This window comes from Rhodocaloribacter sp. (assembly GCF_056451265.1).
In genome coordinates, this window is the sequence record NZ_JBWOPL010000019.1 from 68,078 (window position 1) to 81,202 (window position 13,125).

The 13,125-nt window shown below is 67.0% G+C and carries 12 protein-coding genes; 4 read left to right on the plus strand and 8 right to left on the minus strand.

Features of this window, described 5'->3' with window-relative positions; all coding sequences use genetic code 11:
* Positions 1-166: 166 nt before the first annotated feature.
* Positions 167-703 carry a dihydrofolate reductase gene (locus AC1HIY_RS02335; RefSeq protein ID WP_479575091.1) on the plus strand — a complete coding sequence of 179 codons (537 nt, stop codon included), beginning with the start codon at positions 167-169 and terminating at the stop codon, positions 701-703.
* Here AC1HIY_RS02335 and AC1HIY_RS02340 read toward each other — a convergent pair.
* On the minus strand, positions 637-1,482 hold the full coding sequence (locus AC1HIY_RS02340; protein ID WP_479575092.1) for a peroxiredoxin family protein: 846 nt from the start codon (positions 1,480-1,482) through the stop codon (positions 637-639). The genes AC1HIY_RS02335 and AC1HIY_RS02340 overlap by 67 nt on opposite strands.
* 208 nt (positions 1,483-1,690) lie before the next feature.
* Here AC1HIY_RS02340 and AC1HIY_RS02345 point away from each other — a divergent pair, with 208 nt between their 5' ends.
* From AC1HIY_RS02345 to AC1HIY_RS02355, 3 genes are all read left to right on the plus strand, one after another.
* Entirely contained in the window at positions 1,691-2,080 is a 390-nt protein-coding gene (locus AC1HIY_RS02345) for a cupin domain-containing protein (protein ID WP_479575093.1), read from the plus strand.
* Positions 2,081-2,143: 63 nt separating this feature from the next.
* Positions 2,144-3,565: an esterase/lipase family protein gene (locus AC1HIY_RS02350; RefSeq protein WP_479575094.1), complete on the plus strand. Its 1,422-nt coding sequence runs from the start codon at positions 2,144-2,146 to the stop codon at positions 3,563-3,565.
* A gap of 62 nt (positions 3,566-3,627) precedes the next feature.
* A complete protein-coding gene (locus tag AC1HIY_RS02355) occupies positions 3,628-6,210 on the plus strand; it encodes a BamA/TamA family outer membrane protein (protein ID WP_479575095.1) in 2,583 nt (860 codons plus the stop codon).
* Between the two features lie 73 nt (positions 6,211-6,283).
* Here AC1HIY_RS02355 and AC1HIY_RS02360 read toward each other — a convergent pair whose 3' ends face one another.
* From AC1HIY_RS02360 to AC1HIY_RS02390, 7 genes are all read right to left on the minus strand, one after another.
* Positions 6,284-7,957, minus strand: a complete 1,674-nt coding sequence (locus AC1HIY_RS02360; RefSeq protein WP_479575096.1) for a DEDD exonuclease domain-containing protein — start codon at positions 7,955-7,957, stop codon at positions 6,284-6,286.
* Positions 7,958-8,069: 112 nt separating this feature from the next.
* Positions 8,070-8,603 (minus strand): response regulator, encoded by a 534-nt coding sequence (locus tag AC1HIY_RS02365; protein ID WP_479575097.1) that lies wholly within the window; start codon positions 8,601-8,603, stop codon positions 8,070-8,072.
* 182 nt (positions 8,604-8,785) lie between these two features.
* The gene (locus AC1HIY_RS02370; protein ID WP_479575098.1) at positions 8,786-9,229 is read right to left on the minus strand and encodes a hotdog fold thioesterase; all 444 of its coding nucleotides are present in this window, start codon (positions 9,227-9,229) and stop codon (positions 8,786-8,788) included.
* A 31-nt stretch (positions 9,230-9,260) separates the two neighbouring features.
* On the minus strand, positions 9,261-10,274 hold the full coding sequence (locus tag AC1HIY_RS02375) for a quinone oxidoreductase family protein (RefSeq protein ID WP_479575099.1): 1,014 nt from the start codon (positions 10,272-10,274) through the stop codon (positions 9,261-9,263).
* 36 nt (positions 10,275-10,310) lie between these two features.
* Positions 10,311-11,243: an MBL fold metallo-hydrolase gene (locus tag AC1HIY_RS02380; RefSeq protein WP_479575100.1), complete on the minus strand. Its 933-nt coding sequence runs from the start codon at positions 11,241-11,243 to the stop codon at positions 10,311-10,313.
* Positions 11,244-11,294: 51 nt separating this feature from the next.
* Positions 11,295-12,188, minus strand: a complete 894-nt coding sequence (locus AC1HIY_RS02385; RefSeq protein WP_479575101.1) for a haloalkane dehalogenase — start codon at positions 12,186-12,188, stop codon at positions 11,295-11,297.
* Positions 12,189-12,262: 74 nt separating this feature from the next.
* On the minus strand, positions 12,263-13,102 hold the full coding sequence (locus AC1HIY_RS02390; RefSeq protein ID WP_479575102.1) for an NUDIX hydrolase: 840 nt from the start codon (positions 13,100-13,102) through the stop codon (positions 12,263-12,265).
* Positions 13,103-13,125 lie beyond the last annotated feature (23 nt).

A 13,125-nucleotide genomic window follows, 5' to 3' on the forward strand; every position in this document is an offset into this window, starting at 1 on the left:
ACCGATCCGGACCGGTCATGAGGCGCCCTTTGATCTTTCTCGATCATGGTTGTCTCGAAGCACGGGGACGCGTCGCCACCGGGCAAAAACCCTCGGCCCTGCTGCTGATCACGACGATGGCCTTTCTCCTTTCAATGCTGTTCTGCCCCCCGGCCTTCCTCCCGACGTGCCTCCGATCATCCTCATCGCCGCTCTCTCCTACGATCGCCTCATCGGCGCGGGTGACGGCATGCCCTGGCGCGTGCCGGAGGAATATCGGCAGTACCTCTCGTTCGTCGAGGGACAGACCGTCATCATGGGGCGGCGTACGTTCGAGATCTTCGGCGACGACCTCACGAGCGCCCATACCCTCGTCGTCAGCCGGACGGCGGAGAAACGGACGGGCGTCGTCGTCTGCGGCAGCGTGGAAGGCGCGCTCGCCCGTGCCCGCGAGATCGGTCGCACGATCTTCGTCGCCGGCGGCGGAAGCATCTACCGACAGACCCTCTCGCTCGCCGACGCCCTCTATCTCTCCTACATCAAAGGGGCGTTCTCCGGCGACACGTTCTTCCCCGAGTTCGACCGTTCGGCATGGGAAGAGGTGAAGCGAGAGGATCATCCCGCCTTCGAGTTCGTCGCGTACCGCCGCCGCGTCGGTCAGGCAGGGTCGAGCCGGGCGTCGAGCGCGCGAAGAAAGGTGGCCGGCTCCGGACGCACGCGGTAATTGTCGGTCTCATCTACCCAGCGCACCACCCCCTCGGCATCGGTCAGGATGACCGTCGGCAGAACCGTATCGGTTGCATACCCGAAGAGTTCGAGTCCGAGCGGCAGCCCGCCGCGCGCGACGATCCCGAGCGCCTCGGCAGCCCGGTTGTCCACGTCGACGAGGAAGTGAAAGGGGAGGTCGAATTTTTGCGCGAGCGCGCGGGTGTGCCCGTGCGGCTGAGGGCTGATGAGCACGACGGAGACGCCCCGACGCACCAGTTCCTCGTATTGCCCGGCAAGCTCTCCGATCTGCGCCATACAGAACGGGCACCAGTTGCCCCGATAGAAAAGGAAGAGTGTGGGTCCGCCGAAGAAACGATCCGCACGCACACGCACGCCGTCCTCGTCCTCTACGGTAAAGATCGGGAGCCGCCGCCCCACCTCGAGCGCCGCGCTCGGCGCACGCCCGAGATCGGAGTACCAGAGGTCATAGACGAGGAACAGCCCGAAGCCCACCAGCGCTGCGCTCAGCGCCCCCGCATCCGACGTCCCCGCCACGTATGCGTACGCCGACAAGCCTACCCCCAGGACGCCGAGCGCCACGAGCGCGGGCATCCGCGCGCGGGTACGGGCCACACGCTTGAACATCATCGCCACGGCCACCAGAGAGACGATCGGCAGCGTGGTCAACGCCGCGCCGAACCAGCCGAGATCGAACCCGGAAACGAAGCGGTAGAACGCGTAGAGGCCGAGCGCGGCGGCAAACGTCAGATACGGCGTGACGAAATATGACTTCAAGCGGGGCAATGCCTTCATGTGGGGACCTCGACGACCTATCCTGCGCGCGATGGAGCTCCGACGGAACCGGCCGTTTTGAGTGATTTTCGGGAAGCCCTCGTTACGGAAGTCCCGCCCCGAAGTTTTCACGCGTGCGCCGGTTTGGCGGATTGCTTCACGCGCCCTATCATGTCCCCGGGTTTCGATCATTTTCCGAGAAAGAACAGCCATGAGCAACGTCACGTTTTACCGATGGGAAGACATGGAGCGCGAGCGCGTCACGGACCGCCTCGACCGGCGGCTCATCACGGGCGAGCGCATGATGCTCGCGCACGTGTACCTCAAGAAAGGGTGCGTCGTGCCCAGGCACCATCACGAGAACGAGCAGATCACGTACGTGCTCGAAGGCGCGCTCCGTTTTCGGCTCGGCGAGGACGAAAGCGAGGAGATCATCGTGCGGGCGGGCGAGGTGCTTCACATCCCCCCCAACGTTCCGCACATGGCCGAGGCCCTCGAAGACACGCTCGACGTGGACCTCTTCAGCCCGCCCCGCCGGGACTGGCTCGACGGGACGGACGCCTATCTCCGAGACGCACCCGACGGCGCATCGAACGCCTGAAACGCGCGGCCACGCGAACCCGCCTGTTGTAACCCGAGACGTCCCCTGGGACACGAAAAGGGCATGAATCGCTACCCTGCATTGATCCTCGCCCTCGTCCTCCTCACCGGATGCGCCGGCTCCCGCCCCACCCCGCATCTGTCCGAGCTCTACGACCGAAGCGCCCGCTTTCACGACGCGCGACGCAACCCCATCATCCTCATCCCGGGCATCCTCGGATCGAACCTGGTTGACAGCGCCTCCGGGCGCGTGGTCTGGGGCTCGTTCACCGGCGACTGGGCCAACCCCACCAGACCCGACGGCGCACGCCTGCTCGCCCTCCCCATGCGTGAGGGCGCTCCCCTTCCGAACCTCCACGACGACGTCGCCCCGAACGGCGTGCTCGACCGCGTCAAGCTGAAGGTCCTCGGCCTGCCCATCAACGTGAAGGCTTATTACAACATCCTCGACGCCCTCGGCATCGGCGGCTACAAGGATGAATCCGGAGACATCAACAGCATCGATTACGGCCCCGACCACTTCACATGCTTCCAGTTCGACTACGACTGGCGGCTGGACAACGTGGAGAACGCCAGGCGGCTCAAAGCTTTCATAGCGGAGAAACGGGCCTACATCCTGCGCGAGTACGTCCGGCGCTATGGACCCGGAGATTACGACGTCAAGTTCGACCTCGTGGCCCATTCGATGGGCGGGCTTCTGACGCGGTACTTCCTCCGGTATGGAGACGCCGACCTCCCCGCCGACGGCTCGACGCCGAAGGTCACGTGGGCGGGCGCTGCGGACGTGGACCGGGTCATCCTCGTCGCGCCCCCCAATGCCGGGTCGCTCAACGCGCTCGATCAGCTCATCCACGGGCGCAAGTTCGGGCTGACGGTCCCCCGTTTCCCCGCCGCCGTGATCGGCACGATGCCCGCCGTGTACCAGAACCTGCCCCGGGGCCGCCACGGCGCCCTCGTCGACGCCGCCGATCCGAACCGGAAGCTCGACCCGCTTGACCCCGACCTGTGGGAAGCGATGGGTTGGGGCCTCGCCGACCCGGATCAGGATGCGACGCTGGCGATGCTCCTTCCCGACGCGCCGGACGCCGCCGCCCGCCGTCGCATCGCGCGCGAGCATCTTCGGAAGAGCCTGGCCCGCGCACGGCAGTTCATGGCCGCGCTCGATCAGCCTGCAGCGCCCCCGGAGGACGTCACGATTTACCTGATGACCGGCGACGCCATCGAAACGCCCGCCATAGCCACCGTCGACCGCCACAATGGACGTTTCTCCATCATCCGGAAAGAGCCGGGCGACGGCACCGTGCTCCGAAGCAGCGCACTGATGGACGAACGCATCGGTTCCGAATGGCAACCCTACCTCCTTTCCCCTATCGCGTGGAGTCAGGTCTACTTTCTCTTTACCGAGCACCTCGAAATTACCAAAGACCCCGCATTTACGGATAACATTCTATACCTTTTGCTCGAACAACCGCCAAAGTCCAGGTGACGGGCTCTCCCGGATCACCGGCTTGAAGCGGTAAGGCTTCCCCCGTCTCAGAGGATGGACTCATGCGACATCGCCCCTTTTACGGGCCGCTTCGAGGCGTCCTCCTCGCAGTTTACCTCTTCTCTGTCGCCGCGACGCCCGACCTCAACGCCCAGCCGACGTCTCAAGCCCGAACGTCCGTCACGCTCGTTCCGGGCGCGCGATACGCAGCGGGCGGCCTCCACCGCCTCTTCATGGGCGACGGCTATCGCGACCTGTGGACGCACCCCGTCGAGGTCCCGGTGCTCGATCTCCATTCGTTCGCCGGAGGCCTCACGCCGCTCCGAAGTCACGTCGGCAGCCAGACGACCTCGCTTCGCCTCCAGGGGGCTGACGGCAAGCAGTATCAGTTTCGTTCGGTGGACAAGAACCCGGTCATGGTCCTCCCCGAAGAACTGCGCCGCACCCTCGCGGGAACGGTCATGCAGGACGGCGTCAGTTCGACGCACCCCTTGAGCGGTGTCCTCGCGGCGGAGGTCCTCGAAATCGCCGGCGTCCTCCACGTCACCCCGCAGCTCTTCGTGATGCCGGACGACCCCGCGCTCGGCTCCTTCCGCGAGGCCTTCGCCGGGATGCTCGGCACGCTCGAAGAACGCGCCGACGAAAACGAAGGCATGGCCCTCCCCTTCGCCGGCGCGCTGAAAATCACCGGCAGCGACCGCCTCTTCGAGCGCATCAACAAGAGCCCGAAGCACCGGGTCGATACACACGCCTTCCTCAAAGCCCGCCTCGTGGACCTCTTCATCGGCGACCGGGACCGGCACCGCGACAACTGGCGATGGGCCCGGTTCACCGACGACTCGCCGGTGTACTGGCAACCCATCTCCCGCGACCACGACCACGCCTTCGAGAAGCTTCAGGGCCTCTTCCCCGCGCTCGCCGCCCTCTACTTTCCCGGCGTTCTCGTCTATGGGCCGGAATACGGAGACCTCTTCCATCTGACCTGGAACGGTCAGGAAGTGGACCGACGGTTCTTCGCCGGGCTGGAAAAGGCCGTCTGGGATTCGGTGGCGGCCGACCTTCAGGCGCGTTTCAACGACGAGGCGCTCGAACGCGTCCTACGGAAGCTCCCCGTCGCCTATCGGGCGCTCGACGGCCCCGACCTGCTCGCCGGGATGAAAGGCCGCCGCGACCGTCTCCCCGAAATCGCCGATGCGTTTTACCGGTTCCTCGCCCATCAGGTAGACATCCATGCGACCGACGCCCCGGAGGCGGCCGAGATCACGCTCCACGACGACCGATCGCTCACCCTCATCCTCCGGGCGCGCAAAGACGAAACGCCATATTTCCGAAGGCGGTTTTTCCGGGACGAGACGCACGAGATCCGCCTCCGCATGTTCGGCGGTGACGACCGCGTGGTGGTGCGCGGCGCCGGCGACCCCGGCATCACGCTTCGGGTCGTCGGCGGCGAGGGGGACGACGTGCTCATCGACTCCTCGCGGGCGGGCGGGCTCCATTTTTACGACGACCCCGCCGGACCACCCGTCACGGAGGGTCGCCCGGTGAAGGTCGACCGCCGACCGTATGAGGAATGGGTCGGCAGCGACCTCGACCGATACCCGCCCCGGGAGTGGGGGCGCCTGTGGAAGCCCGTCGCCTGGCTCTCATACGATACGGACTACGGCGCCTTCATCGGCGGCGGCGCGGCGCGCCAAGTCTTTGGCTTCCGGAAAAGGCCGTATGCCTCACAGATCACCCTCCGCGCGGGCTTCACCACAAACCCCCGCGCCATCCGTCTCGCCTTCGACGGCGACTTCCGAAGAGAAAACTCGGAGGTGTATACGACCGTCAGCGCACTCGTCTCGGGCATCGAAGTGCTCCACTTCTTCGGGTTCGGGAATGCCACCGACCTCGGCGGGCGACGAAGCTCCTTTTTTAACGTGACCCAACAACAGTATCACCTGGAGCCTTCGATCGTCGCGCCGCTCTCACCCGCGTTGTCCGTCTCCGCCGGGCCGACGTTCGCCTTCTCGGACACCGGGAAGAACCCGGGGCGCTACATCTCCACGCAGCCCGAAGGCGTCTACGGAGACGGCGACTTCGCGCAGCTCGGCGCGCGGCTCCACGTGCGGCTCGACACCCGGGACCGCCCCACCGCCGCCACACGCGGTTTCTCGGTCGAGGCCGAAGGAAACGTCTTCCCCGCGCTCCTCGACGTACAAAGCGCTTTCGGCCGCGTGAACCTCGCGGCGACGACCTACCTGAGCGCGCCTCTGGCGATGGACCCGACGCTGGCCCTCCGCATCGGAGGGGCGAAGGTCTGGGGCGCTTTCCCCTTCCACGAGGCGGCCTTCATGGGCGGGCCGTCGTCGCTCCGAGGATGGCGACGGCAGCGCTTCGCCGGCGATGCCTCCCTTTTCGCCAACGCCGACCTTCGGCTCTTCCTCACCCGGTTCTTCGCCGTCCTCCCCGGCGACTTCGGCGTCTTCGGCCTCGCCGACGCCGGACGCGTCTACCTCGACGGCGCCTCTCCCGGGGGGTGGCACACGGCCGTCGGCGGCGGCGTCTGGTTCTCCGTCCTCAACCGCGCCCATACCTTCTCGCTCGGCATCGCCACGAACGAGGAACGCTCCTCCCTCTTCGCCCGCGCCGGCTTCGACTTCTGATGCAACCGCCGGGAATGGGAGCTTGAAACCGTGTCCGATGACGCGAGCGAACGCGAACCCCTGACGCGAGCCCTCACCCCCGCACCTTGCGGATCACCTCGGAGAAGAATGCCTCGAAGGGAAGGTCTGCGTGCCAGTGAACCTGCCGGGCGCTCGCACGATTCACGTACAACCAGTGCGCCAGGAGACGGACCTCCTCCACCTCTTCCCGGAGGTATCGTTCGGGCCGCGGGTGGTCGGGGTCGAAGCGTGCGCGGAGCCTGGTCCGGAGCGCGCCTTCGGCTTCGGCGTCGAGCGGGAGCCGAAGTGTGAACGTCTCGGCGGGTCGACCGAAGCGGATGACGAAAAGCTGCACGGTCCCGGCCTCCGCGCCGGGCATGACGAGCGCGGCATGGTGGTCGAGCACCGGAGCGGCCACACACTGCTGTTTGTCGAGGAGGTGGGTCAGCGTCTCGACGGCGTCGCGGCGGGCGGCGGCCTCCTCGAAGTCGAGCGCGGCGGCGGCGGCGGCCATCTCCTCACGCAGCCGGTCGAGCGCCGTCCGGTCCTTCCCCGTGAGGAAGTCGCGCACGCGGCGAACCTCGTCGGCATACTGCTCGGCGGCGGCCCCGCCCTCGCACGGCGCCCCGCAGCGGCCCATGGCGGCGTAGAGGCACCGATGCCCCCGCGCGAACGTGTCGTCGTCGCATTCGCGCAGCCGGAAGAAGCGGTCGATGACCTCGACGATGACCTCCGCCTGACGCCGTCCCCCCACCGGTCCGAAATACTCCGCGCCGTCGTCGGTGAGGTACGACTGCCGGCTCACGCGCGGGAAGCGGTCCGCCGTGTCGAGACGGATGAACGGGCGGTTGCGATACCGCCGCTGCGCGCGGTTGAACCGGGGCTTTTCCGCCTTGATGAGGCGTGACTCGAGCAAGAGCGCCGCCAGCTCAGAGCCCGTCTCCTCCCACCCCACGTCCCGCACCACGTCGATCATTCGGCGGACGTGCTCGGTGTGCGATTCGATCCCCGTGAAATAGCTTCGGACGCGGCGACGCAGGCTTTTCGCTTTGCCGATGTAGATCGTCTTCCCCTGCCGATCCTTCATGAAATAGACGCCGGGACCCTCCGGAAGGCGGGGCAACACCTCCGTGCGGATCCGGCGGAGATGCGCCGGATCCTTCCGCGCTGCGACGTACGTCCGGTTCTGAAAGGCGAGCAGTTCTTCGAGCGTTTCCAGGCCCGTCTCGAAGGTGATCTGCGAGAGAAAGCGGCGCAGGACCTCCGCCGTCGTCTCGGCGTCTCCGAGGGCGCGGTGCCGCCCGTGAGGGCGGATGCCGTAGAACTCGGCCACGCTGCCGAGGCTCTTCGACCGGAGCCCGCGGAGCAACCGCCGCGCCAGGCGAAGCGTGCACAGCCCCGGATTGCCGATGGCCGCGCGCCCGATCCGGGCCAGCTCGGCATTCAGGAAACTCAGGTCGAAGTTCAGATTGTGCGCCACGAAGACGCCTTCGCCGAGGAAGTCGAGGTACCGGGGAAGCACTTCGGCGGCGGAAGGCTGATCGAAGACCATCGCCGTGGAGATACCCGTCAGGGAGGTGATGCGACGCGGGACGGACTGCCCGGGGTTGATGAGTTGTGCGAACCGCTCCACCACCTCGCCGCCCACCACCTTCACGGCGGCCAGTTCGATCACCCGATCACGCGCGGCGCTCACGCCGGTCGTCTCGGTGTCGGTGACGACGAAAGGGGTCTCTTCGATCCGCATCGGGAACACGGCGGCGGTTCTTGAAAGGGCATCCGTGCTCTATTTTACGCCGCCCGTCGAGAATGGCAAGCGAAAACGAGAGGTATTTTCCGAAAAGGTCTCGGAAGGAGCCTCAGCATGCCGCCTCGTCGCCGTCCCACGGCATCCGCCCGTGATACCGGACGAAGCCGAGCCGTTCGCGCACGGCCTCCCCCACATACGTCTCGCCGTCGAGGAGCCGGTGAATGGCCTCCACGAGGGACGCGCCTGCCTCGTACTTCGTCAGATACCCCTGCGCACCCGCTTCGAGCGCCTGTTCCACGGTGATGCCTTCATCGTGGCGGGACACCACGAGTATGGGCACGTCGGGACGTCGCCGACGCAGGCGTCGGATGAGCTCGATGCCCGTCATGTCCGGGAGCGAGAGCCCCACCGTCACGAGGTCCGGACGCAGACGCTCGATCAGGGCGAGCGTCTGCGCAGCCGCACCCGCCTGCCCGCACACGGCCAGGTCCGGCTCGGCTTCGACGATGAGCGAGAGCCCGCGCCGGGTCAGCGGAAGGTCGTCCACGATGAGGATTCGTTTCGGCGGATGCACCATCGCCGACGGCCCGCCCACGGCTTCGGACAACGCATACGCAAGATTCGTGGGTCGCTTCGCATGCATGATCCCTCGTCTCAGATTCTTCGCGACTATTGAACGGATCCCCACCGGGCGCGCGGATCCGTTGCCTAAGGACGGGAATCGCACACGGATGCGCAGGCGGCGATTCCTTTTTTTCGCTGTAAGCGAATAACTTACACGGCGTGGGGCATTCCCTCCCTTGCCGATAGGAGCGTTGCCGAACCCTATCCCTCCCGGTCGAGAACGGCCATCGTGAGGCGACTCACACAGACGAGCTTCCCTTCCTCGTCGTGGATCAGGATCTCCCAGACCTGCGTCCGCCGCCCCAGATGAAGCGGTCGCCCCGTCCCGACGACCTTTCCCGAGCGCACGGAACGCACGTGATTGGCGTTGACGTCCAACCCCACGCAATACTTTCGCTCCGGATCGACGCACAGATTCGCTCCGGAACTGCCGATGGTCTCCGCCAGCACCACGGACGCGCCTCCGTGAAGCAACCCGAACGGCTGATACGTGCGATGATCCACGGGCATCTCGGCCTTCAAATAGTCCGCCCCCACCTCGATGAACCGAATGCCGATATGCTCCATGATCGTTCCGCCATTCAAGGCATTGAACATCTCCAGCGTGACCGGCACGGTCCATATCTTCTCATTCGTTTCTTCCATATAAAGCCAGGTTTGCCTTTAAACTTTGTCGTCACGACGCCGGAAACCGCACCACCACCTTCCCCCGGCTTTTCCCGCTGTGGAGATATTCCACCGCATCGACGACGGCGTCGAGGCCTTCGAACGGCGTCGGATCGACGGCGATCCGGAGTTTGCCTTCGGTCAGGAGCATGATCAGGCGCATCATGTGCTCGCGCATGTGGCCTGTGAAGTGCGGCAGGAAGAACCCGCGCACGGACGCCGACCTGGCCAGGAGTTGGGTATAGATCCGGGGCCGGCGCACCGTCTCGACGCCGTCGACGTATTCGCTGATGAAGCCGATGGTGAGCAGCCGCCCGTGCACGGCAAGCGCCCGGAGGCTCACGTCGAACATTTTCCGCCCGACGCTCTCGTACACCAGGTCGACGCCCTTCGGGTATTCCTTCTCGAGAACGCTTTGCACGTCTTCTTCGCGATAATTGATGACGCGGTCGCACCCGAGCGACCGGAGCATCTCGGCCTTCTCGGGCGTGCCGCACGTGCCGATGACGTGGTTGCCCGCCAGTTTCGCCAGCTGGACGGCATATTGCCCGGTGCCGCCCGCCGCCGCCGTCACGAGCACCGTCTCGCCCGCCCCCATCTCGCCGGTGACGTGGAGCGCGATCGAGGCGGTGAGGCCGCTCACGACGAGGCTCACCGCCTCGGGCGTCGCCGCCGGTACGGGAATGGCCCGCTTGGCCGGGAGCGTGTGATACTCGCGGTAACCACCGCCCGTCTCGGCGGTGACCACGAAATCGCCGGGCTTGAGGTCCGTCACGTCCGGACCTACCGCCACGACCTCCCCGGCGGCTTCGATGCCGAGGTCGAGCGGCGGCTTCGCCCCGGGGTCATACCGACCCGCCGCGATGTTCACGTCCGTCGCATTGACGCCCGCGATCAGGTTGCGCACGAGGATCTCGCCGGGGCCGGGGGGCGCGAGCGGCTCCTCGACGACCTCTGCCGCCTCGCGAAAATGCGGCGTCAGCCGCGCGGCAACGAGTTTGCGATACGTCTTCGGAAGTTCCATGGTCTACCCGGTTGGTCTGCTTGAAAAAATGATGGGTTATTTTCTTGCCCGGCCGGACATTTTCTTGCGCCAGTACCGGGCGAGGCCATACCAGCTTCCGGCCGGCTGCCCGAAAGCCTCGTACGCACGGAAGGCCTCCGGCGAGAGCGTTTCGCGGAGTTCGGCCAGGACGGTTGCCTCGAAGGCGCGCGCCCGTTCGGCGTCGTCCCGGTCGTCGGTGAGGGAGGCGCGGACGCGCTCGGCCCACCGGTCGAGCGCGCGGTCGAGGGTATGGAGGTGCCACGCCACGTCTTCGGCGGGGCCGAAGTGGGTCAGGAAAAGGCGCTCGGGCTGCCACAGGCGCACCACGTCGAGGCTCACGCGCCACTGTTCGAGGCTGATGTCGGGCGGAGGCGTCACCGGGAGCACGACCGGGTCCCCGGCCACGCGCATCCCGGCCACGTCGCCGACGAACGCCGTGCCGGTGGCCTCGTCGAGATAGCTGACGTGGTGAATGGCGTGACCGGGCGTATACGCCGCCTGAAGCGTGCGCCCGCCGAGTTCGAGCGTCTCGCCGCCCCGGAGCCGGACCACGTTCGCCTCCGGCACGGGGAGGAACGCGCCCCACATGGTGTCCATCGCCTCGCCATAGATCCGCCGCGCGCTCGCGAGCAACCGCTCCGGCGCGATCATGTGCCGCGCGCCGATCTCGTGCACGTACACGTTCACCGAAGGATGCGCCTGCACGAGCGTGCCCGTGCCCCCGGCGTGGTCGAGGTGGATGTGGGTCAGAAGGATCGCGTGCACGTCGGCGAGACCCGCGCCGGCGGCTTCGAGGTTGCGCGCCAGCCCGCCGAGCGACACCGCCGGACCCGGATCGACGAGCACGAGCCCGGCGTCCGTCTCGAGCACCCCCGTCGCGATGAGGTGCGGCTCTCCCAGATATTCGACGTCGACGTACCACGTCTTCGGCGCAATCGTGTTTTTCATGTCGTCGGATGAAGTTCGAAAAGGGATGCGTTCGGGCGCGTGCGTCTCGGCTCACGCGCCGGTGCGCGCCATGAACGCGAGGATGTGGGGGGCTATGCGCTCCCCGGCTTCCTCCTGAAGAAAATGCCCCGCCCCTTCGATGAACGTCTCCGGCTGATCGCCGGCCGTGGGGAGGAGCGTTTTGAAGAACCGGTGCGCCGCGCCGAGGATCGGGTCGCTGTCGGAGAAAAGGACGAAGGCGGGCTTGTGCCACCCGGCGAGGCCGCGACGCGCCTCGACCATCGCCCGAGCCACGGGGTCGTCGGGCGTCATCGGGACCATGAGCGGCCACACCGCCGCGCCTGCTTTCGAGGCGGCGTCGGGGAAAGGGGCGTCGTAGGCCGCCTGCACCTCGGGCGGCACACGGCTCGGGTCCGCCGTGCCGAGCGCCACCAGACGCCCCACCGGCAGATCGGGCGTTCGCGCAACGAAACTCCGCCACTGAAGAAAAGCCTCGCTCTTTCGCTCCGTCCCGTCCGGAAGAAACGTATTGAGGATGACGAGACGGTCGATGCGATCGGGCATCTCGGTGGCCACTTTCAGCCCCACGAGTCCCCCCCAGTCGTGCACGACGAGGGTGAGTCCGCGCAGATCGAGCGCTTCGAGGACGCCGCGCATCGTCTCCCGGTGGAGGTCGAACGAGTATTCGGACGCCTCGGTGAGCTTGTCCGACCGCCCGAAGCCCACAAAATCGAAGGCGACGACGCGATGCTTCTCGGCCAGAGGAGGGATCATCTTCCGATAGAGATACGACCACGTCGGCTCCCCGTGGAGGCACAGGATGGGCGCGCCCGTCCCCTCGTCCACGTAATGAATGCGGAGCCCGTTCACGTCCACGTAGTGCGGCGTGAACGGGAAGCCGGGAAGACCGGCGAAGCGATCGTCGGGCGTGCGAAAGACGGGCATGAGCGGGCCGAGAGGCGGGTTCGTTTTCGGGGTCGGTGGAAGTTCGACGTTTCTCGGGAGAAATGCTTGCCCGATCATGCGAAGCGTCCTTTGCCGAGGACCCGGAAGCGGGTGCGGTGCGGCAGGACGCGCGGCTCCTCGGCGGGATAGAGCGGGTCGCCGGGGAGGACGAGCACGGGCGCGCCTGCGGCGTCCTCGACGATGCGGGGGCGGACGGGACGGATGGGCCGGAGGACGGCGTCGAGGGCGGCGCGGGGATTGCCGGCTTCGGCAAGGAGTTCGAGCGAGGCGAGCGTCGGCGGGGCGAGGCGCATCGCGCCGGAGCGGAAGCGGTCGAGGGCTTCGGCGGGCGCGAGCCACAGCCCCTCGGTCGTCTCCACGTCGTCGAACGTTGCCTCCTGATCGGGCGGAGCCTCGGCGAGGAAAAAGCGCGTGTCGTACTGACGCGGCTCGAAGTCGGGCGTGATCCACCACGCAAAGGGATGGAGCGCCGCCAGGTCGGGCACGGCGTCGGCTTCGGCGAGGAGTTCGGCGAAAGAAGCGCCTTCGCGGAGGGCTTCGAAGACGCGCCGGGCCGTGGCTCCCGAGGGCCGTCGTCCCGCGCGGTCGCGGGCCAGGAGGAGGCCGCACTCTTCCGCCGTTTCGCGCACGGCCGCCACACCGAAGGCCGCCGCCGCCACGTCGTCGCCGAGGCCGTCGAGGCGAGCGGCGGCGCGGACCTCGGGCGGCAGGCGCCGGGCGAGGGCGAAGTCGCCCTCCTCCACACGCCCGCCGGGGAAGACGTGCACCGAAGGCATGAACACGGACTTCCCATGCCGCTTGACGAGGAACACTTCGAAGCCGTCCCCGGCGGGACGACACACGAGCACGGTGGCCGCCGGACGGATCCGGTCGGAAGGGGAGGATTCGGGCATGATGATTCTCGGGAGAGGCAGGG